34 protein-coding genes are annotated in these 18,608 nt (G+C 68.3%); 10 read left to right on the forward strand and 24 right to left on the reverse strand.

The window, feature by feature from the left end; all coding sequences use genetic code 11:
* Positions 1-14: 14 nt before the first annotated feature.
* From N4G63_RS07180 to N4G63_RS07280, 21 genes are all read right to left on the reverse strand, one after another.
* Positions 15-380 (reverse strand): DUF7370 family protein, encoded by a 366-nt coding sequence (locus tag N4G63_RS07180; RefSeq protein ID WP_260790725.1) that lies wholly within the window; start codon positions 378-380, stop codon positions 15-17.
* Positions 377-859, reverse strand: coding sequence for a hypothetical protein (locus N4G63_RS07185; RefSeq protein WP_260790727.1), 483 nt, complete (start codon positions 857-859; stop codon positions 377-379). Before N4G63_RS07185 ends, N4G63_RS07180 begins: the two co-directional genes overlap by 4 nt.
* A gap of 3 nt (positions 860-862) precedes the next feature.
* A complete protein-coding gene (locus tag N4G63_RS07190) occupies positions 863-1,870 on the reverse strand; it encodes a major capsid protein (protein WP_260790729.1) in 1,008 nt (335 codons plus the stop codon).
* Between the two features lie 28 nt (positions 1,871-1,898).
* Complete coding sequence (locus N4G63_RS07195) at positions 1,899-2,348, reverse strand: hypothetical protein (RefSeq protein ID WP_260790731.1); 450 nt, start codon at positions 2,346-2,348, stop codon at positions 1,899-1,901.
* A gap of 24 nt (positions 2,349-2,372) precedes the next feature.
* Positions 2,373-3,722: a hypothetical protein gene (locus tag N4G63_RS07200; protein ID WP_260790733.1), complete on the reverse strand. Its 1,350-nt coding sequence runs from the start codon at positions 3,720-3,722 to the stop codon at positions 2,373-2,375.
* A gap of 60 nt (positions 3,723-3,782) precedes the next feature.
* Positions 3,783-4,721 carry a structural protein gene (locus N4G63_RS07205; protein WP_260790735.1) on the reverse strand — a complete coding sequence of 313 codons (939 nt, stop codon included), beginning with the start codon at positions 4,719-4,721 and terminating at the stop codon, positions 3,783-3,785.
* A complete protein-coding gene (locus N4G63_RS07210) occupies positions 4,718-6,079 on the reverse strand; it encodes an anti-CBASS protein Acb1 family protein (RefSeq protein ID WP_314599517.1) in 1,362 nt (453 codons plus the stop codon). The genes N4G63_RS07205 and N4G63_RS07210 overlap by 4 nt, the downstream gene beginning before the upstream one ends.
* Before the next feature lie 65 nt (positions 6,080-6,144).
* On the reverse strand, positions 6,145-7,569 hold the full coding sequence (gene terL, locus N4G63_RS07215) for a phage terminase large subunit (RefSeq protein ID WP_260790747.1): 1,425 nt from the start codon (positions 7,567-7,569) through the stop codon (positions 6,145-6,147).
* The gene (locus tag N4G63_RS07220) at positions 7,541-7,915 is read right to left on the reverse strand and encodes a hypothetical protein (protein ID WP_314599518.1); all 375 of its coding nucleotides are present in this window, start codon (positions 7,913-7,915) and stop codon (positions 7,541-7,543) included. Before N4G63_RS07220 ends, terL begins: the two co-directional genes overlap by 29 nt.
* A 25-nt stretch (positions 7,916-7,940) precedes the next feature.
* Entirely contained in the window at positions 7,941-8,594 is a 654-nt protein-coding gene (locus tag N4G63_RS07225; protein WP_314599519.1) for a hypothetical protein, read from the reverse strand.
* Positions 8,591-9,127, reverse strand: coding sequence for a hypothetical protein (locus N4G63_RS07230; RefSeq protein ID WP_260790753.1), 537 nt, complete (start codon positions 9,125-9,127; stop codon positions 8,591-8,593). The genes N4G63_RS07225 and N4G63_RS07230 overlap by 4 nt, the downstream gene beginning before the upstream one ends.
* Positions 9,127-9,342, reverse strand: coding sequence for a DUF7696 family protein (locus tag N4G63_RS07235; RefSeq protein WP_260790755.1), 216 nt, complete (start codon positions 9,340-9,342; stop codon positions 9,127-9,129). Before N4G63_RS07235 ends, N4G63_RS07230 begins: the two co-directional genes overlap by 1 nt.
* Entirely contained in the window at positions 9,339-9,800 is a 462-nt protein-coding gene (locus tag N4G63_RS07240) for a RusA family crossover junction endodeoxyribonuclease (protein ID WP_260790757.1), read from the reverse strand. The genes N4G63_RS07235 and N4G63_RS07240 overlap by 4 nt, the downstream gene beginning before the upstream one ends.
* The gene (locus tag N4G63_RS07245; protein ID WP_260790759.1) at positions 9,797-10,483 is read right to left on the reverse strand and encodes a replication protein P; all 687 of its coding nucleotides are present in this window, start codon (positions 10,481-10,483) and stop codon (positions 9,797-9,799) included. The genes N4G63_RS07240 and N4G63_RS07245 overlap by 4 nt, the downstream gene beginning before the upstream one ends.
* A complete protein-coding gene (locus N4G63_RS07250) occupies positions 10,449-11,414 on the reverse strand; it encodes a hypothetical protein (RefSeq protein WP_260790761.1) in 966 nt (321 codons plus the stop codon). Before N4G63_RS07250 ends, N4G63_RS07245 begins: the two co-directional genes overlap by 35 nt.
* Before the next feature lie 37 nt (positions 11,415-11,451).
* A complete protein-coding gene (locus N4G63_RS07255; RefSeq protein ID WP_260790775.1) occupies positions 11,452-11,652 on the reverse strand; it encodes a hypothetical protein in 201 nt (66 codons plus the stop codon).
* A 96-nt stretch (positions 11,653-11,748) separates the two neighbouring features.
* Positions 11,749-12,408, reverse strand: a complete 660-nt coding sequence (locus N4G63_RS07260) for a hypothetical protein (protein ID WP_314599520.1) — start codon at positions 12,406-12,408, stop codon at positions 11,749-11,751.
* Positions 12,405-12,638: a hypothetical protein gene (locus N4G63_RS07265; RefSeq protein ID WP_260790779.1), complete on the reverse strand. Its 234-nt coding sequence runs from the start codon at positions 12,636-12,638 to the stop codon at positions 12,405-12,407. Before N4G63_RS07265 ends, N4G63_RS07260 begins: the two co-directional genes overlap by 4 nt.
* Complete coding sequence (locus N4G63_RS07270) at positions 12,635-12,874, reverse strand: ribbon-helix-helix domain-containing protein (protein WP_260790781.1); 240 nt, start codon at positions 12,872-12,874, stop codon at positions 12,635-12,637. Before N4G63_RS07270 ends, N4G63_RS07265 begins: the two co-directional genes overlap by 4 nt.
* A gap of 126 nt (positions 12,875-13,000) precedes the next feature.
* A complete protein-coding gene (locus N4G63_RS07275; RefSeq protein ID WP_260790783.1) occupies positions 13,001-13,207 on the reverse strand; it encodes a hypothetical protein in 207 nt (68 codons plus the stop codon).
* A gap of 67 nt (positions 13,208-13,274) precedes the next feature.
* Positions 13,275-13,580 carry a hypothetical protein gene (locus N4G63_RS07280; RefSeq protein WP_260790785.1) on the reverse strand — a complete coding sequence of 102 codons (306 nt, stop codon included), beginning with the start codon at positions 13,578-13,580 and terminating at the stop codon, positions 13,275-13,277.
* Positions 13,581-13,664: 84 nt separating this feature from the next.
* Here N4G63_RS07280 and N4G63_RS07285 point away from each other — a divergent pair, with 84 nt between their 5' ends.
* Positions 13,665-13,967, forward strand: a complete 303-nt coding sequence (locus N4G63_RS07285) for a hypothetical protein (RefSeq protein WP_260790787.1) — start codon at positions 13,665-13,667, stop codon at positions 13,965-13,967.
* A gap of 62 nt (positions 13,968-14,029) precedes the next feature.
* Here the strand turns inward: N4G63_RS07285 and N4G63_RS07290 are convergent, their stop codons facing one another.
* Both N4G63_RS07290 and N4G63_RS07295 read right to left on the reverse strand, forming a co-directional pair.
* Positions 14,030-14,227 (reverse strand): ClpX C4-type zinc finger protein, encoded by a 198-nt coding sequence (locus N4G63_RS07290; protein WP_260790789.1) that lies wholly within the window; start codon positions 14,225-14,227, stop codon positions 14,030-14,032.
* The gene (locus N4G63_RS07295) at positions 14,227-14,457 is read right to left on the reverse strand and encodes a helix-turn-helix domain-containing protein (protein ID WP_260790797.1); all 231 of its coding nucleotides are present in this window, start codon (positions 14,455-14,457) and stop codon (positions 14,227-14,229) included. Before N4G63_RS07295 ends, N4G63_RS07290 begins: the two co-directional genes overlap by 1 nt.
* A gap of 73 nt (positions 14,458-14,530) precedes the next feature.
* Between N4G63_RS07295 and N4G63_RS07300 the strand changes: the two genes are divergently transcribed.
* The 5 genes from N4G63_RS07300 to N4G63_RS07320 all read left to right on the forward strand — a co-directional run bounded on the left by N4G63_RS07300 (position 14,531) and on the right by N4G63_RS07320 (position 17,050).
* Positions 14,531-14,941 (forward strand): hypothetical protein, encoded by a 411-nt coding sequence (locus N4G63_RS07300; RefSeq protein WP_260790799.1) that lies wholly within the window; start codon positions 14,531-14,533, stop codon positions 14,939-14,941.
* Between the two features lie 513 nt (positions 14,942-15,454).
* Positions 15,455-15,970, forward strand: a complete 516-nt coding sequence (locus N4G63_RS07305) for a hypothetical protein (RefSeq protein ID WP_260790801.1) — start codon at positions 15,455-15,457, stop codon at positions 15,968-15,970.
* Positions 15,967-16,191: a hypothetical protein gene (locus tag N4G63_RS07310; RefSeq protein ID WP_260790803.1), complete on the forward strand. Its 225-nt coding sequence runs from the start codon at positions 15,967-15,969 to the stop codon at positions 16,189-16,191. The genes N4G63_RS07305 and N4G63_RS07310 overlap by 4 nt, the downstream gene beginning before the upstream one ends.
* Before the next feature lie 88 nt (positions 16,192-16,279).
* The gene (locus tag N4G63_RS07315) at positions 16,280-16,783 is read left to right on the forward strand and encodes a hypothetical protein (RefSeq protein ID WP_260790805.1); all 504 of its coding nucleotides are present in this window, start codon (positions 16,280-16,282) and stop codon (positions 16,781-16,783) included.
* A gap of 84 nt (positions 16,784-16,867) precedes the next feature.
* Positions 16,868-17,050 (forward strand): hypothetical protein, encoded by a 183-nt coding sequence (locus tag N4G63_RS07320; protein ID WP_260790807.1) that lies wholly within the window; start codon positions 16,868-16,870, stop codon positions 17,048-17,050.
* Between the two features lies 1 nt (position 17,051).
* On the opposite strand, the gene N4G63_RS07325 is transcribed toward N4G63_RS07320, so the two are convergent.
* Positions 17,052-17,357: a hypothetical protein gene (locus N4G63_RS07325; RefSeq protein WP_260790809.1), complete on the reverse strand. Its 306-nt coding sequence runs from the start codon at positions 17,355-17,357 to the stop codon at positions 17,052-17,054.
* Between the two features lie 178 nt (positions 17,358-17,535).
* Between N4G63_RS07325 and N4G63_RS07330 the strand changes: the two genes are divergently transcribed.
* From N4G63_RS07330 to N4G63_RS07345, 4 genes are read left to right on the forward strand one after another with little or no spacing between them, the layout of a single operon-like run.
* On the forward strand, positions 17,536-17,700 hold the full coding sequence (locus N4G63_RS07330; RefSeq protein ID WP_260790811.1) for a hypothetical protein: 165 nt from the start codon (positions 17,536-17,538) through the stop codon (positions 17,698-17,700).
* 10 nt (positions 17,701-17,710) lie between these two features.
* Complete coding sequence (locus N4G63_RS07335; protein WP_260790813.1) at positions 17,711-18,184, forward strand: hypothetical protein; 474 nt, start codon at positions 17,711-17,713, stop codon at positions 18,182-18,184.
* The gene (locus N4G63_RS07340; protein WP_260790815.1) at positions 18,181-18,309 is read left to right on the forward strand and encodes a hypothetical protein; all 129 of its coding nucleotides are present in this window, start codon (positions 18,181-18,183) and stop codon (positions 18,307-18,309) included. The genes N4G63_RS07335 and N4G63_RS07340 overlap by 4 nt, the downstream gene beginning before the upstream one ends.
* 11 nt (positions 18,310-18,320) lie before the next feature.
* Entirely contained in the window at positions 18,321-18,599 is a 279-nt protein-coding gene (locus N4G63_RS07345; protein ID WP_260790817.1) for a hypothetical protein, read from the forward strand.
* Positions 18,600-18,608: the final 9 nt, after the last annotated feature.

Raw genomic sequence — 18,608 nt, forward strand, 5'->3', positions numbered from 1 at the left:
ACGCCCGCCCCGCGTCAGACCACCATAAGCAGCGTGCCGGCGGCCGGATCAGGCCCGATCAGGGCGGTCGTGATGCCGGCGGTGTCTTGGGCCGCCAGGCTGCGGCGCAGTGCGCTGAGCGCCTTGTCGCTGTGCTTGAAGCTGCGCGAGGCGCCGCTGGGCGCGCCCTGCGACTGCAGGCGCTTCGGGTCGCCGGCGGCGGCGAGGATGGCCACGGCCATCGACTGCACAAGCGTGCAGCGCGTCGCGCTGTAGCCGGCGGCGACCATGGCCACCTCGAGCGGCGCCACCTCTTCGACGGCGGCCTGCACGATGAAGCTGGGCAGCGTGACGCCGAGCGAGGCGTCGAGGTATTCGGCGGCCTGCTCGGCAGTGATCACGCTGCGGCCTTCTTGGTGGCCTTGGCCGGGGCGGCCTTGGGCTCTTCGACCGGCAGCAAGGCCTCGCCGGTGCCGTCGCCGGTGATCGTGCCCACGGGGACGCTGCGCAGGGCCTGCAGCTCGGCCTGGGCCGCATCGCGCTCGGCCACCAGGCTGGCGATCTCGGCGAGCGCCGTGCCCAGGGCCTGCTCGGCGTCGAGCAGCTGCTGGCCCAGCTCGGCGACGCGAACCGCCTGCTCTGCCAGCTGATCGGCCGCCGCCGCGGGGTTGACCACGAACGCGCGCGCCTGGGGATCGCTGCTGTCGATCTGCGGCGGCTCCCAGGTGGCCACGGGCTCGCGCTCGTCGTCGGCCGGCAGCAGCACGCACTTGCCGGCAGCCCAGGCCGGCAGGCTGGCCACGGCCAGCGCCACGACAGCGCCCACCGTGACGCCCGCCGGCCACGGGGCCTTGAGGTGGAGAACTTCGACGCGGATCATGGATCAGCTCGCGGTCAGGTGAGCGATGGGCGAGCGGCCGTCGAAGTCGCTGCGCAGCTGCGGCGCGGCCATGGCCATCACCTGGAACACGTAGTCGTCCTGCGCGTTCTGCCGCACCTTCGGCACGGTGGCCATCGGCATCGCCGACAGGATCGAGCCCCAGTCGCCGGTCTCAATGCCGGCGATGCCCAGCACGTTGTCAGCGGGCACGCGCGAGGCCGGCACGATGTCGGCGATCTGCTCGATCTCGCGCAGGCGCTGCAGGATCGTCTTCGGGTAACCGGCGGTGAACTCGTTGATGCTCGCGTACACCCAGTCGGCGTAGTTCAGGAACACAGTCACCTTGCCGAAGGCGTTGTCGCCCACCAGCGCATTGATCAGCGCCTGGAACGTGGCCAGCCAGTTGGCGCCGGTGGTGGCGCTGAGGTCGAAGCCGTGCGTGCCGGTGTTGCGCTGCGGGTGGGTGCGCAGGCCGTAGATGGTCGAGCCGCCGACGACGATGCTGGTGTCACCGTTCAGCACCAGGTCTTCCAGCTTCTCGGTCACGCGGCGCTGATGGTTCGCCACCGTGTCGGTGTCGATCATGCCGCCACCCTTCTGGATCACGGCCATCTGGCGCCAGCCGAAGCGGGCCTCGGAGGTGATCGCGGGCACCGGCGTGCCGACGTACTTCACGGTCGCCTGATCGGCGGCACCGGTGTGGCGGCCATCCATCGACACCGACACCTGGCCGCTGTCGCTGACCTGGGCGAAGTAGCTGACCAGATCGGCCACCGACAGCGGCGTGGTGTTCGCCGCAGCCAGGCGGCTGAACACGTTCAGCACATCGCGCTGGATCTGCGCAGCGCGGCCGTCCAGGCGGCGCCACGCATCGATCGGCACCGGCGAGGCGTTGCCAACCAGGGCCAGCTCGCCCGTGGGCAGCGTGGCAGCGAGGGCGGCGGCGGTGAGGTTGAAGTGATGGCGGGCGGTGTTGACCGCCAGCTCCTGCTGGGGAGTGAAGCGCAGCATGTGCGTGTCCTTTCGTGTGCCTGCCGGGTTACGGCTTGGCGTAGCAGTTGGCGATCTCGACCTCGATCAGGTCGCCCGCGGCCTTGACGCCGGCTTCGCGGCTGAAGGCCACCACCTGGTTTCCGGTGGCGGCAGCGGCGGCACGGCCGGCGGCGGCGACAGTCAGCTCCTGGCCGAACGTGTAGGTCGCAGCAGCCACGGCCACGAGGTAGCGCTGGCCCGGCTCCAGGATGTAGGCGATGCCGGTGTCACCGCTGGCGTAGGCGGTCTTCAGCGGGTCGGTGGCGTCGAGTGCGCCGGTGCTGTAGAAGTCGCGGTTGCTCAGCAGGCGCAGCTGGCCGGCCGGCGCGGTCGCCTGGGTCAGCGTGCTGGCACCCTCGGTCACGAACGTGCACGGCAGGTAGGCGCCGGCAACGGTCTTGGCCTCGGCGGTGTGCGGCTGGCGATCAGCCGGGCCGCGGAAAACGGTATTGGGCATGGTGGCTCCTTGCGGCGGCGCGGGTTAGGCGGCCTTCTTGTCGTCGAGGTGGGCGTTCAGCGAGTACGTCGCCAGCTCGTTGGTGGCGCCCTCGCCCGAACCGCCCGGCGTGACCGGGGCCGCCGTGCCGGTGGTGCCCGTGGCATTGGCCGCCAGCTCGCGGCAGCGCTTCAGGCCCATGGCCTTGAAGTCGTCGGCGGTCAGGCCGGCCTTGCTGTTGGTGGCCAGCTTGCCGGCCAGCGTGTCGAGCTCGGCCTTTTCGGCGGCCTGGGCGTTGGCCTCCAGCTCGGCGAGCTTGCTGTTCGCCGCGGTGAGCTTGGTCTCGGCCGGCTGCGCGGCGAGCTTGTTGTAGGCGGCCAGGATCGCAGCATCGTCCAGGCCTTCGGTTGAAACACCGGCTGCATTCAGCGCGGCGAGGATGAGCGGTTTCACGGGGTCGTGCTCCTGGCGTTGGTGGTTGAAAACTTCCTCGTAACTGACCTTTCGGGTCACCTCGACAGCAGTCCCGGCCCATGCTACGGAGCCGTCCGAACTGACCGTGTAGTCCTGCCGATAGAGCTTGCCGTCGCGATCCGTCCAGACGGCGTAGCGGTCGAAGACCTCGCGCAGCCATGAGCCATCGGGCAGGCCCTGGTGCAGGGCGCTGCTGATAGCGTCGAAACTCAGGTCGTCGCCCTTGTTGCCCAGCAGGCGGCGCAGCTGCTGCCGGGCCCAGGCCAGCGCGCCGTCGCCGCGGCGGTCTTCGGGGTCGGTGTTGACCGTCACGGCCTCGATCTCGGCCTCGGTGCCGTCCGAATTCACGAACATGCCCACGCCATCGGCCGGCGTGCCGGCGCCGGACTCGTGTAGAAGGAATGCTAGGTGGTCGTACTGCAGGTTCGTCGCGATGCGGCTGTACTTCTTGCCCCGGCTCTCGCCGTTGGCGGCGATGGCCTGCACCAGCACGCCGGTGCTCACGTGGATCGGGTCGGCGTTGACACCGTTGATCGCCGCATCCAGGCGCTCGATCAGCTTCGCGCCGTCAGGATGCGCCCTGGCCTGGGCCTCGTTGATCACCACATCCACCAGCGTGCGCCCGCCCTCATGCCGGGCGTTGGTGCACACCGCGCCGGCATATGCGGTCAGCAGGGCATTGCCGGACAGCGCGCTGATGTAGCGGCCTTGCCCGTCCTTCGGGTGGCCCGCAGGCGCTGGCCGACCCTCCAGCGACGCGGCGCCGGCGGCCAGCTGGTCGCCCCCGTAAAGCATGCCGTTCATGACCAGGTCGTCCACCGCGCCGCACACGTCTCGCACGGTGTAGGTGCTCCCCGCCTTGCTGACGTTGGCGGCGTTGACGACGCTGCGGATGTGGACGCGCTGGCGCTTGTGTGCCATCGGCTGGCCCTCGGTGATGTGGACGATGCGGCCATGCTAGGTAGCAGGCCCCGCGCCAGATCACTTCGGCCCGTGCTCGAGCACCCACCGCTGCCGGCTCTTGGCCAGCGTCGACTTGAGCGCATCCGACAGCATGGGTTTACCGTCCTCGCCGATCAGGCACTCGGTCTGGCCGCAGAAGCAGCCGTAGCGATTGCCCCGCTCGCCGTAGAACTTGCGTACCTCGGTCGTGGTGTAGACCTTGCCCGCTCGGCTGGCGTGCCATGGCCTGGTGGTGGCGATCAGCGCCGACGTCCACAGCAGCCCCATGCGCAGGCCCATCGCTTCCTCGGCGTGGTCGGCCTCGGCCCACTTCGCCTCGCGCAGCGTGCCCGGAATGTCGGTCTGCGCGTAGCGGAATGCGTCGCTGCGCCTCACGCCCAGGCGCTCGACCAGCTCTTTCTCGACGGCTCGCGGGTTCTTCCCATCGACCACGGCGCGGCCGATGATCTGCGACAGCTCCGACTTGGCGCCGGCGGCCAGGCCCGTCCAGTGATCCAGGCTGCGAACCTGGGCCACCGCGACGCGCGTGCGGTAGGGCTGCGAGAACACAACCTCCTCCAGTCGCCGTGCAGCCGCGTAGCTGGATGACAGCTTGCTCAGGTTGGCCACGGTCTGCGCAGTGCCCAGGCGCGCCGCGTCATCCTCGTAGGCCGACCACCAGAAGACATCGGCCGCGGCGCGGCCGTCCAACAGCCACCGGTCGAGCGCCTGCTGCAGCGCCAGCGACACCGCGGCAGCCTCCTGTGGGCCCAGGGCGTAGACCGTGCGCGCCGCGTCGAGCGCATCATTCGCGCCCAGCACGCGGATGCCGCGGAAGACGGCCAGCACCTCGGCCTGCAGCCCCGCGAAGCGCTTGCGGATCTCGGCCACGGCGCGCCGGATGATCGGGCTACTGGCCGTGCGGTCTTGGTCGCTGCCGAAGATCGTGGGGTTCGGCGCCCGCGGCGCGCGGGTCACGCTTGAGTGCCTGGCGGCGGCGGTTCGTCGTCCTCGACGCCCGGATCATCATCGGCACCACCCTCCGGCGGGATCGGCAGATCATCCTCGGCGATGGGTTCGTGATACCCACCCACGCGCCGCACCTCCTCGTCGGTGTAGATCGGCCGGCTGCCGTAGGCCATGGCGGTCTTGTTCGTGTTGGCCATCTTGTCGGCCAAATCGACCTTGTCCTTGTCGCTCGGCGCGCCCAGGTCAGACCACTCGATCTCGAAGTCTCCGGCCTCGATCCACCCGGCGGCCTGGCCGCGGCGGATGAACTCTTCGAGCATCGGCGTCAGCTCGTTGACCTGCCGGCTTGAGCACCTGGCCAGCCAGTCCTGTTGATCCTGGTCGCTGGCCAGGCGGCCGGTCTGCTGCCCGAACAGGATGGTGGCCGGGATCTGCACGCTGGCAGCGAAGTCGTTGGCGGCCACGCGCCACGCTGGCTCGGGGTCGGCCTGGGTGGTCTGCAGTGCCTTGGCGTCGGCGCCCTGCGTCACCAGCACGCTGTCGATACTGCGGTTGAGGTTGTCGACCTGCTCGCCCAGCACCTGCCGGACTGTCTTGCCGCTCGGCGTGCCGTCAGGGTTGCTGGTGACGACGTGCGGGCTGACGTCAGGCGAGAAGTTGATGTTGAGGTTGCGGCTGGCGTTCTTCAAAAAGCTCTCGCCGCTGCCGCCGCGCACTTTCTCCAGATCCACCAGCGCATTGAAGCCCGCGCGCAGCAGCGGCACGCCGTCGAGGAAGTCACCGCCGGCCGCGCCCTCGGCCAGGATCTGCACGCGACTGGGGTGCACGTCGGCCCACTCGTCGGGCTTGCCCTGCTGGTCGCCCTGGCTGCTCAGTGCGCGGCGCCGGTATTGCCACATGGCAGGCTTGCCGAAGGTCTCGGCGTTGGTCTCGTCGGCGTGCCACTTCGTGACCTTCAGCTGATCCTCGAACAGCGGCACGATGTCGACCAGCTTGGCCGCGCGCTCCATGGGCTCGCTCAGGCGCTTACCGTCGGCCACCCGGTAGATGAGGCCCGCATACCTGCCGACCATGTTGCGGCGGTCGAGGTCGCGCAGCTTCTGCCAGGCCTTCAGGCTCTTGAGCAGGTCGCCGAGTTTCTTCTCCCACGGCGTCTCGTCGTCGGTGTCGGGCCGCTTGATGCGCGGCACTTCCTCCCAGCACTTATCGAGCAGCCGGTGCACGGCTCCGAAGGCCGCGCCGCCACGGGAATAGGCCCGATAGAAGTGATCGAAGCCCAGCGTGTCGCTGTAGCCGTACTGGGCCCATGCGGTGGGCCGCTTCGCGTCCAGGCCCATGCCGGCCAGCAGGCCCATGCGCGCGGCCACGATGGCGGTCAGGTCGTCGGCGTTCAGGGTCAGCTGGTGCATGCCGCCATGCTAGGGATCGGGCGTCAGGTGAACACGCCGCCTCGCTTGCCCAGCAGTGCATCGAACGCGCGCGACGCGCCGTCGACCTGGTCGTCGTTCGCGCCGTTTGGGAAGGTCTGCAGCTCGTCAGTGAATGCCGTGTTCCAAGGCCCGCGCAGCATCAGCACGTTGCCGGCGTTGACCTGCGAGGCGAAGCCGCGGGCGCGAACCACTTTGTCGCCGGTCTCTGTGCTGTGCACGACGTGGTGGCCGGCCAGCATGGCGACCAGCGCCTTGATCTGGCTCTTGCCGGCCTGGCCGGGGTCTTGTGGCAATGACTGCTTGCAACGTCCCATGCCATCGGCCGCCGCGGTGTTCTTGATCAGGGCGTCGCGCTTGGTGGTGCCGTACTGCTCCCGCACCACGTGGGCCACGATGTAGCGCCCGTCAGGCAGCGCGCCCAGCTTGGGGCCGGCGGTGTAGTCCCCTGCCCCCTCGGTGGCCGCCAGATCCCACCCACGCGCCCAGCGGATCGCGCCTGCCGGGATGGCGTCGACGATCTCAATCTTGTCGGCCTCGAACTCGCCGCCCTTCTTCGGGCTGGGCCGTTGCTGGTACTGGCCGGCCGTGGCATACGCCCCCATCGTGCGCTTGTCACGCTCGACCACAGCGCGCGGGAAGCGGGCCGGGAACAACAGCTCGCCATCCTCGCGCCGCGGGTCGACGAAGCCGATGCTGGTGGGCTTGCGCGCCCCCTCGTACTCCATCGGCAGGCACAGGTGGTCATAGCCCAGCTGCTCGGCCAGGATCAGCCCGCTCACGTCCTTCTCGTGCAGCCGCTGCATCACGATGATGATGGCGCTTCGCTCGGGCTCGTTCAGGCGCGTTGGCAGGGTCTCGCGGAACACCCGGTTCGCCTCGGCCAGCTCAGCCTCGCTGTGTGCCCCCTCGACGCTGTGCGGGTCGTCCCACAGCACCCGATCACCGCGCCGGCCGGTCATTGACCCGACTGGGCAGGCCTGGCGCCAGCCAGTGCTCGCGTTCTCGAAGTACTTCTTCGCGTTCTGGTCGCCCGCCATCTTGGTGGGCCACAGGCGCTGATACCAGTCGCTCTGCACCAGGCGGCGCATCTTCACGCTGTCGCGGATGGCCAGCCCTTCCTCGTGACTGGCGCCAATGAAGCGCATCGACGGCATGCCCTTCGGCCCCCACTCCCAGGCCGGCCAGAACACGGCGCAGCTCATCGACTTCATGGTGCCGGGCGGGATGTTGATCAGCAGCCGCGTGATCTGGCCCGCCGTGATCGCCTCCAGGTGCTCGGCGATGGCGTCCATGTGCCAGCCGTGGATGTACTTGTGCGCAGGCTCCAGCACCGCCCACGCACGTTGAGCAAAATGCACCAAGCTACGAGCGCAATACTCCCGCTCGATGCCGAGCCAGTCAGCGTCCGTCAGCTGCAATGCGTGCATCCAGCAGATCCTGCAGGGTCTGGCTCGACAGCTTCGACGGATCGATTGATGGCCGCGATTCGTGCTGTATCGGCCCCCCGCCTTGCCCGCTGTGCTCGATCTGCCCAAGCTTCGCATGCATGAATGGCGCGCACGCCTGGGCAAAAGGGAAGGCCGCGACAGCCCCCTCTTTCATCAGCACATCATCCATCGCGTCAAGCATCACCTGCAGCGGCTCTTTGCCGCCCGACTCACGACGCCGCATGACGACGTCCAGGGCGGTCAGCTTCACGACTCGTCGTGTCGGCTTACGACCACTGCCTGGCCGCGCACCGCCCCTGCTTGATTTCTTCGGTTCGTCGCTCATAAATCAATCCAATCCAATCCATGGTCTAACCAAACCGCCGAATCGCCGAGCGCAAAGATGGCACCCCCTTCCTACGAGCCGCCGGCTTCACGTCCGTCTTGAACAAGCGGTCAAAGATCGCCGCAGACTGAAGGCGGTTGCCCTCTTCGACTGCGGAGAACACGGAATCCACAAAGCCAAGATAAAAGCGCGCCATATCAGCGCACGCCGCAATGTCGGCAGATTCAATGCGACGGTTCGGGTTTAGATTCATACTGCTGCGCACCGCAACAGAAAAAGCGCCGCCAGTCAAAATGCAGAACTTGGCATGAATGTTTGCGGCTCGAAACGACTTGACGCCAAACCCCTGAACAAGGCGCGCGCTCAACTCAGGACGGCGCCCGAAAATGCTCGGATCAACGATCATCCGCATGCTTTTGATGCGCGAGTCGCGCACAAACTTTTCGCAGGCATCGAGGTCATAGAGCCCCATTGTCCAAGTCGCCAGAGCCACGTCAGACGGCCCGACAACCTCCAGCAATCGTTGCAATATGTCGATCATGCTGAGAGAGCCGTCTGTGAGTATCGAAAGCTCCTCGCCATCGCGCAACGCCAGAAGCGCCCTCACGACCTCGCCCTGACCGCCAAGCACATGCCCGCGCCTTGGCGAACGCCTCAGAAAAACGCAATCCCCGCTCATCCGATTTCCTCTCCATCCCAAACGCGGACTTTCTTGCCGCGACTCTTGGCCGCCTTGGTGGGCTTCGGCGGCCGCTGCCTGGCACGCCGCAGGCGCTCGCGCTCGGCCCATTCCTCGGTTTCCTCGGGCCGCAGCCGCACGACGCGCACGCGGCCGTCTTCGCGGTCGACCCGGATCAACGGGGCCGGCGCGGCGATGTCCTGCGGCTTGCCTGGCCGGGCCTTGCCCTTGCTGCGCGATGCCGCGGCCGCCAGAGCCCAGATGGACGATGCGGCGCCGGTGGGCGGCGGCGGCTCACGCCCGGCCAGTGTGCGTCGGCGGGTGGGGAAGTCATAGGCGGTGTCCTCGTCGTCAAGCCAGCCGCTGGTCTGGGCGGCGAACTCGCGAAAGTCGAAGTCGAGCACCAGTTGCACGTCGCGGCGCGGCGCCACACGCACCCGGCACCGGCGGGCCAGCACAGCGCGAGTGGCGGGCGCCGCCGCCGGGATGGGCAGATCGTCGAAGAGCATCGGCTGGCGCTCGGCAGTGGTCATCAGGTCGGCGGCTTGCGCGCCTCCCACAGAGCGCGCATGGTGGCGCGCAGCGCATCGACAGCGGCCCTGCCGCGGCGTCGCTCGAGGTTTTCCAGCCAGGCCCTGCGGTCGGCCAGGGTGGGCAGCATGGTGATGGCGCGGGCTTCGCATTCGTGGCGCCACGCCTCGCTGGCGCTGTCCACGACGGTGCCGTCGACGAGGGTGACGGTGGTCACGCCGCCTGCTCCAGCTGCAGACCCTGCTGGGGCAGCACACGCGGGGCCTGGGCGCGGATGGCGATGACCACGCGGGCCGGGCCGCCGTCTGGCTCCATGCGGGTCTTGTGCATTGCCCAAATGCGGCGGTCATCGTCGAACACGATGCCCTGCAGTGCGTCGCTCAGCACCTTCTCGGCGTTGCCCAAGTCGATGCACCGCACGTCGTCATCCCAGGCGGCGGGATCGCGCCGCTGGCGCCGGGCCCAGTCCTGCGGCCGGGCCGGGTACAGGCGCAGCCAGAGCTCGACGCGGCAGGTCAGCGGCTCGGCCAGGCCGGCGGCGCGGGCGATGCGCTGCACGTCGGCCTTGTAGGCCTTGGCCTCCTTCGATGGAGCCATCATCGTGCGGCCCGGAATGGTGATGGCCTTCCAGTACCTGTTACTGGAAACCGGATAAGGCAGCGTCAGCGTGATCATGCCGACGCCTCGCCCGTCGCCAGGGGATCCACCAGAGCGCCCGCCTCTGCCCGCTGCATCGCTTCATCCTGCTCCCGCTGCGTCGAGTAGCCGGTCATGCGCTGGCGCAGTGCGCGCAGCGCAGCGATGCCGGCCTCACGCGCACCGGTGTCGAGCGGCTGCTGCGCCGGCGCTGGCGCCGGCAGCGCGCGCTGGGTCGGGTCAGGGGGCGACGCCCATGTGCCCTGGGCCCACTGGTCGGCCAGCAGGCGCTCCCAGCGCTTGCGGCAGGCTGCGAAGGTGCTTGTGCGCAGTTCGTGCTGCACCTCGCGGGCGGCCCAGTACACGGCGGGGTGCGACCAGCCGTAGGGTGTGCCGGCGGTGTGCGTGCGCATGCCCTCATCGGCTTCCATCCATGCGACCTCGGGATCCAGAGCCGGCCGGCACAGGTGCAGGAACTCGGGCAGGTTGGGGGCGAAGCGGCGGGTTCGCACTGCAGCCAGGCCGCGCTTGACCTCGTCGGAGCTGAAGCCGGCCAGGGCCTCGGCCCATTCGGCCTTGACCCGCTCGGGATTCGCGCTGGCGTAGACGTTGGCGAGCGACGCGCCGAGGATGGCGGCCAGGCGCTCGAACAGGTCTTCGACCCAGCGCAGCGGGATGGGGGAGCCGTCAGCCGACATCGCGGGCTTCGACATCGACGACATCGCGGGCAGGGTCCGTGTGTCCATAGCTCTGGTCCTTGCCCGTGAGGGCGTTGATGGTGGCGACCTGGCGATCGGTGGTTGACCGGCGTGCGCGGCTGCTGCGGCCGGCTGCTGGCAGGTTCACGGCTGCGGCGTCCTGGCGGCGGCCAGCGATCGTTGCGGCAATCCACGACACCGGATTGCGGATCCGACGGTCCACGGCCTCGCGAGCGACGGCCTCGATCTCCTCGACCGTGACGCCCTTGGCGCGCAGTGCATCGAGCCGGCTGTCGGGCATGCTGACCCGGGTCATGTCGACCCCAGCGCGCTTCAGCGCCTGGCCGATGAGGCCGCCTCGCGTGGGTGCGGGTGTGTGCGCGGACACGTGAGCGCGGGCGGGAGGCGCCGCTGCGCGCTCCTGCTCCTGCTCCTGCTCCTGCTCCTGCTCCTGCTCCTGCTCCTGCTCCTGCTCCTGGCTTCGTAGGGGCTTCGTAGGGGCTTGCATAGCCCCTTGTTCCTGGCCGCTGAATTCACGTCGGCGCGACAGGTGGAACGCGTGCTCGTAGCGGTCGAACCAGGCGCCCAAGAACGGGTTATCCGGCAGCGCGTCATAGTCGCGCTGGATGCCCTTGCAACGCAGGTCTTTCGGAGCGAGAGAGTCCGCGATCTGCCATGCGGCCATCTCGTGCACAAACACCATCTCGGTGTCGGCGTCGTAGCTGCAGAAGCCGCATGCAATGCAGTCCTGAAGCCCCTTCGAAGCCCCTTCGACACCTAGGCCGGTCTCGTGGGCCATGAACAGCAGAGGCTGGTAATACAGCCCGAGCATGTTGGAGCCGGGCGCGCTGACCAAATACAGCGCGACGATGACCCCTTCGGAGCCCCTTCGGCGCAGGGCCTTGCCCGTGGCGCCGGTCCAGAAGGTGGGGGAAAGCTTGGCGTAGTCCCTCATCGGGCGCCTCCATCAGGAAGGCGCCCGCAGGGATGCGTCAGCGCTTGAGCAGCGCCTGGATGGCCTTGGCCACGTCCTTGCCGCACTCGGCAGGGAATTTGATCGTCTGGATGTCGACGTTGTCGAACCCCGGGCCGATCTGCGAGACAGTGATCTCGATGGACAAATCGTCGTGCAGTTCGACCGAGATTTGCGGTCGATCGGGCACGGCGATGCCGCCCTTGACTACTTCGCCCATAGGCGCTCTCCTGTGGTGATGGGGAATGCATGCTAGCCCGGGGCCCTCGCGGGTCTACCTCTGCAGGCACTAGCGATGCGGGGAGCTCGGTGCTGCTCATGCCGCGGCCCCCATGCCTACCGGCGCCGCCGTGGCTGCGATCAGCCGCGCCGTCTGCGCCTTGGCCTGCCTGGCCAGCCGGCTGCGCCGCTCGATCTCGCGGCGGTCCTGGCGCGCCGGGCGCTTCGCATCGGGCCCGGAGCCCAGTTGGTACAGCGCTGCCGGCGCACCTCCGCGCAGACGCTGCTCCCAGTCGGCGATGCGCACCAAGCCAATGGCCCGGCAGTGCTCGACGAACCGGCCGACGTTGGCCCACTGCGACCCGACCTCGGCAGCCAGTGCGGTCTTGCTGATGGGCTCGCGCTCCAGTAGGCGCAGTATCTGCACAACCTGCACCAGCTCGGGCAGCGCTGTCGAGCGCGACAGCGGCTGCCGTGGCGTGCCGCTGGGGGGGTCTGGCCTGATGACGTCCGCGCCGAGGCCGAACGCCCAGATCGGAATCGAGCTGCCGCGCACGTGCGGGCGCGTCCAGCCTCGTATGTGAATGGCGCGCAGCTCATGCAGCCTGGCCATCACGCGGCGCGCGGTCTGCAGCTGGACATCATGCCGAGCCGCGATCTCCTGAGCTGTGGCCGGCTGGCGCTGCAGGTCGCGCAGGATCGTGGCGTAGCCAGTCCAGCCCAGGCGGCGACCGACGTAGCGCAGGCGTTTGATCATGCTGCCTGCCCTCCCCACGCCGGCGCCAAGGCGAACTCCACCGGCGCGATGCCGCGGCCTTCATGGTCTGGCCGGGTGCGCTGCACCAGCATGCCGTTGGCCACCAGCTCGGCGCACCACTTCTCGACGGTCTTGTCGGCCAGGCCGGCGTCTCGCTGGATCTCGGCGCGCGACCGCCACTGGCTGCGCAGCAGCTTGAAAAGCTCGCAGACGGTTTCAGGGCCCTTCATCGCGTCCCCCGGCGTGTTGAATCACGAAATGGCACTTGGTCCTCGTCGCCGTCGTCGTCGTCGAAACTGAAGCCATGACGCTGCATGTACTCCCGGATCGCCTCGCGCATGACTTGCGAGACCGAGACGTCCCGTGCGTGCGCGAAGCGCATCAGGGACACCTCTTGAGCCTCTGTCACGCGCGGCCCGGTCAGCTGACGCTCGCGCTTCTCGCGGCGCGGTGGAATGCTTGCCATCGCTCAGCCCCAGAGTTGCGCAGCTGCGTACAGCGCCACACCGGCGCCGACGACAACCAGGGCTGCAGAGATGGCGGCCAGCACAGCGATGGCCGCGTGGCGCAGGCGGGTGTCGGTTCCCATAAATCAGGCCTGCACCGGGCTGGCCGGCGCTTCGTCGTTCGCGGCCGTGGTCGAGGCCAGCAGAAACTCGCAGCGCAGCTCAGCCATGCCGAGATCGATCGGCCTACCGATGATGCGCAGGCGGTCGGCGAACGAGGTCACGCTCAGGCCGAGCGCGCGGCGCACCAGCCACAACTCGCGGGCGATGTCGGTAGTGGTGACGGTGAGCATTCAGGCCCCCTTCCCTGTTGCGTTGGGTGGGCGCCCTGCCCGTGGCATGCTGGAACTTCCCAAAGCTTCAGCCACCACGAGAGGGCTCCCCATGAAAATCAGCGTGCGCTGCACGTGCGGCAGCGATCAGTTCGTCCTCGACGACCTCGACAACCCAGGCCAGCCGCCCAGGCCGGGCAGCCGCGTCAAGTGCAACGCCTGCGGCCAGCCCGTCCGTCTCCCGCCACTTCAGGAAGTCGCCGATGCGACCGACAAGCTGGTCGCAGACCGGCTGCGGGATGCCCTGAAGAAGCGATAGCAGTCGCTCGATCTCGGCCGGCGAGATCTCGACCTCCACCAGCACCGGGCCCACAAGAACGGAGGAGTTGGTCATGCGGACCCCTTCACGATAGGCGGCCGCCCTGCCTGATTTACGCTTTGGGTCCCCTTACCTACCCAACGCCTCAGGAGGGCGACCATGGAAAAACTCAACATCACCGCCATCCACTTGCTCGACGGAATGGATGCGCACTCGGGCGAGCTCGAAATAGAAGGCCGGACCATTCCTATGCTTCGCATCGAGTTCACTGTGAAGCGCCAGTCTCGGGACGCGCCCGCGCCGCAGGTGTTCCGTCTTCCGGATCTGTGGATGACGCCGGAGACAGCGGCAGACTTGGCAACCGCGATCCATTCGGCCTTGTGGCGCCAGTTCCCTGCAGTCGCCCAACGACTCGACCTTCCTCGTCAAATCGCACCCGGAGGCCCGCGCTCAGGTTCTTGAGAAGCGTCTCCCCCTTGCCACCCAAGATCGGGCGCGAGAAGTCGATGGTCGGCGCGCGCATCTCAGCCCCCCGCCTGGTCTGCCGCCGCAGCGGTGGGGGCGGCGGGCGGGGTGACGGTGGGCTGGTCGCCCGTCGGCAGCAGCTTCAGCGCCAGCGCCGCGCACTCCCGGCAGATCGCTGCGCCTCGCTTGCCGAGCGCAAGCCACTTGACCTCCTCTTCGGTTCGGTCGCAGAAGTCGCAATGCAGCTTGATCAGCATCACTCAGCCCCCGCCGCTTCTGTGGACTGGGCAACAGCAGGGGCGCCGGGTTGGCCGATCAGTTCGACATGCAGGTCGCGCAACTTCAGCGCGTCATCCGCGCTGTCTGGCGCCTCGCCGCGCTCCCACCGCGAGATGCGCGGCTGCGGAATCTTGGTTCGCCGGGCAATCTCGGACTGCGACAGCCCCAGGTTGCGCAGGCCGCGGATCAGTTCGGTGGTCTGGCTCATGCGCGCAGTTTATACGCCGTCGCATAATTTAGTCTAGTCCCCAATGCATTACTTGCCGCCGCATAGTTCTGCCATGGAACCGCGCACCATGCTTCAGCAGATGATGAACTCGCTGAACTACAACACGAACTCGCTGGCGCGCGCCACGCGAGGGAAGACGAAGCAGCCGCAGATCCATCGCTTCCTGAAAGGTGACGCCAAAGAGCCGAAGCGCTCGACCTGGATGCCGGTTGCCGCGCTGCTTGAGATACCCGTTGACGCCTTCTATGACCCCAGAGCGGCGGATGCGGCGTGGGAAGACTTTCAGCGCCGCCGCGGCGAGGGGTGGTCGCTCCCGCCAGCGGAAGATGTGAAGCCCAGCCGGGCCGACGATGTGGCGATGATTGTTCGCCGGCTACCCGAGGCGGCGCAGCTCGAGGTCTTGGGCTTCGCTGCCCGGCTCCTGGCCGCGAGCCTCCCAGCCGCCGCTGCCGACCACTCGTGAAACCCACCGAACAGCTGCAGCGCGGCGCAGGTACGTTCTGCGCCGAACCGGGGGGCTGGCCGCATCAAGCGCCGATGCGTGCTCGCGGAACACTGGGGCCAACTGGCCGCCCACAACAAAAGCCCCAGGCCGGCGCAGCACATGCCCTGGCGGAGTGCTGAGCGTGATGCGCGACAACTCTGCCAGATCAACCAGCAGCGCGGCCTGGGTGAAATCGCTCACCCAGCCGCGCGTCCTGGCTCCATACCGCTCGACGGCTCGCTCGATCAGCCGACTCAGCACGGTGGCCGAGATCAGCCCGCCAAACTCCAGGACGGCAATCACGCCGTCGTGCGTCAGTGCGAGCCGGCCCTCGCCGTATCGCCATTGCTCAGACACCATTGCCTACACCCAACGATCATTTATGGTCAGGCTACTACGGGTTTGCACGCGCTTTCAACACCGAGCCGCGGGTGGGCTTTTGCTGGTGCCGCTGATCCGTCGGGATAGATTGACCCAGCGAAGGGAGATGGAATGAAGATCCTTGCCGCGGCCCTGGCCTTGGTGCTCACCGGTTGCGCGACGACGGACGGCCTGGCGCCTACGGTGTCCCGAGCCGGTTTTGACGGCGCAAGAGTGGTCGACATCGCGCCGCACGGCGCGGCATGCCCCGGCCTGCCTTGCGAGATGCTGGGGGCGCAGTGGACATCGGCGCGGCCTGGCGCGGCGGTGCTGGTGCTGCGCATCACCGGCCCAAAGTTCGTTGGCGTGCGCGGCCTGCGGGTGTCTGTCGATGGCGCGGTGCGTGCACTGCTGCCCGCGGGTCTGACTCGGTTTGACCCCGGCCTCGGGCCACTTTCCCGAGAGAGCACCCAGCCATTCGGCGTCGACCTCGCGCTGATTCGGCAGATCACCGCGGCGCAGCGCGTGTGGCTGCGAGTCGAGACGCTGGACGGCGTGTCCGATGTTGCGGTGATCGATGGCGCGACCGACAGCAAGGCCCTGCACGCCCTGCGCCGCTTCCTCGCCCAGGTGGACGCCCAGCAGTGAGCGGCCGCAAGCGCCACGCCCCGACCCCTGGCGCCCTGCGCCAGACGAACGAGCTGATGCGCGAGCAGATGCGCATGCGCATGCACGCGCTGCGGCGCGAGGCGGCGGAGATTGAGCGCTGGCTGGCCGAGCACGAGCCGCCCATCGACAACAGCGACGTTGAGGACGCCGCGCACCCGACCTGGCCGGAGTTCATGGAGCGGATCAAGGGCCAGGGCTAGCGCGGCCCCGCCGACGCTGCCACCAGCAGTGCAGGCGATAGCCCACCTCCCAAACCTGCTCAGCCAGCCACACAGGTAGCCGCCAGCTGTGAATCAGCAGGAAGAACACGGTGTCGAGCCCAGCCCCCAACAAGAACGCGAAACCGAAGATCAGCGCCACCGGCCACCAGGTCTGCGCGGGATGATCGAGTCCGCTGCCGCATTCCTTGTTGGCAAGCCGCTTGGCGCGCTGCTGTGCGCAGTCTTCGGTTTCATCTGCGGCGTGTTGTCGCGCATTGGTGCGGCCTGGATTGCCAGACGATGGCTGGTGCGTTCCGATGCGGCCAAGGCTGCCCGGGCCATGGTGGCGGCGGCCGTCGCTGCTGCGAAGCCACCCGCCAAGTTGCTTGGGCCCGTGGAGTTGGACGCCCTGCGTTGCACCATGAGCGACCGCAAGTGGCGCCGCCTGGACGCCGCCTTGGCCAACTACCAAGGCCACCACCGCGACCAGATGCAGCGCCCAGGCGCGAAGTTCGATGATCCGATCCCGCGCAACGCCGCTGCGTTGAACGCGGCAGCGAAAGCCGTGCTGGCCGCGCTGCCCAAGCCGTGAGACCTGCTTCATGGTTTTGCCTCGCTGGAAGAGATCAGGTGTGAATGCGCGCCCGGCGCTTCCGGGCATCACCAGGGAGAAATGATGATCGACGACAACGCGCTGAAGCAGCCGGCGGCAACCATCACCGCCGCGCTGATCGCTCGCCTTCCGGCGGACCAAGAGGTGACGCCAGCGCAGGCTGCAGCACTGTTTCACGAGGTGCTGGCCGCTGTAAAGGTGCTGCCTGGAATCCTTCCGCCGGCGCCGAAAGCTGGAGTTTTCTGATCTAGCCCGCCTGCGCGGCCGCACGAAGCAGCGCGATTACCTCCTGCGCCCTGGCGTCGGTTTGGCAGACCTTCGCCAGGCGCTCGCCAAAATTGTCTGACGTGCCGCGGAAGTGCTGGGGGATGCAATTCGCCCACATGTGCTCACGCATCCGGATGGCGGTATCGAGCGCCGCCGCGGCCGGCACCATACCCAACAACTGCCGCACCACGTCCGCAGGCTCTTGGCCCACCGCTGCGCCGGGCGCGGCCACGGCGGCGGTATCCACGACGACCGACACCGGCCCCACGATCTGCTGCTGATCCATCTGTAGCTCCTTGGCCCTTCGGCCTCAACAAGCCCGCACCGCGCGGGCTTTTTTTTCGCCCCTTGATCTTGGGGTGTGGGCGGAGTGTCTCAGAAATTTATGCGCCAGTGTATTGACATGATTGATTCGCTAGCGCATAGTTCACTCACGCCGCACCCACCGCGGCAGGGAGTGAAAGATGGCCAACCGCAAGACCGAACAGACCGCCGCCTTCATGGCCTTCATGGGCCGCACGCTGGAGCCGGTTGTTCTGCCGGACGAAGACGACGACGGCGCCGAAGCGGCGCTGGTGGCTCAGCCGAAGACGCGCGCGCCGAACGCTGGCGCTGTGGCTGTGGCCTGAGGTGCCGACCATGAGCGCCCAACTCGACCGACTGCTGACGCCGCGCCAACTGCGCGAGTGCTTGGCTGGTGATGCCGCGATGCGCGGCGCCCAGCGCGCCCGGGACAACGCGGAGCCCCGCGACCTCGCGGCGAACGACGAACTGCGCGAAGTGCGCCACCTGATCGCCCAGGGCGAGGCGCAGGCGCTGGCCGAGCACGCGATGGAAGACGCGCTGTTCGGCGCGCTGCCGGTGGCGCTGCTGAAGTCGAACGAGGGCAAGCACAGCCCTGCCACGCTGGTGTCCACGCTGCTGGGCGCCGACGATCCCGCCGTGAACGACCTGATGCTGCAGGTGTTCCGGCTGGCGTGCGCCCCGCATCACCCCAACGCCGAGGCTGAGCGCAATGCCCAGGGCATGCAGCTGGTGCGCGAGGTGGCGCTGCTGCTGTGCCAGCGGTTCGGCGCCGAGCATGGCGCGGCTTACCTGGGTGGTGCGCTGTGAGCCGCTACCGCCAACACAGCGACGGCCGCCTGCGCATGAGCCGCCGCGCCGAGCAGGCCCTGAACTGGGCCGCCGCCCTGGTGCTCGCCATTGGCCTGGGCTACCTGGCCGCCATCCGATTCTGAGGACGCTCACCATGGCTATCAGCTTTCTGGGCTACGACCACCGCGACGGCGCGCCCGAGTGGCCCGAGTTCATCGACACCGTGGCCACCGGCCAGGGCGGCGCCGACGCGCTGGGCGACGACCAAGCCGAGCGCTCCAGCAACTGGGGCGCGCTGGACGAAACGGCCGCCGTCGAGGGTGGCATCTACCGCCGCCCGGTGCCGGCCGAGACCGAGCGCAGCCTGCTGCGTCTGCTGCTGTGGCCCGTGGTGGTGATCGCCGCCGCGGCCTGCTTTGCGGCCCTGACCTGATCCCTTCCC

It is taken from the genome of Aquabacterium sp. OR-4 (assembly GCF_025290835.2).
GTDB lineage: Bacteria > Pseudomonadota > Gammaproteobacteria > Burkholderiales > Burkholderiaceae_C > Pseudaquabacterium.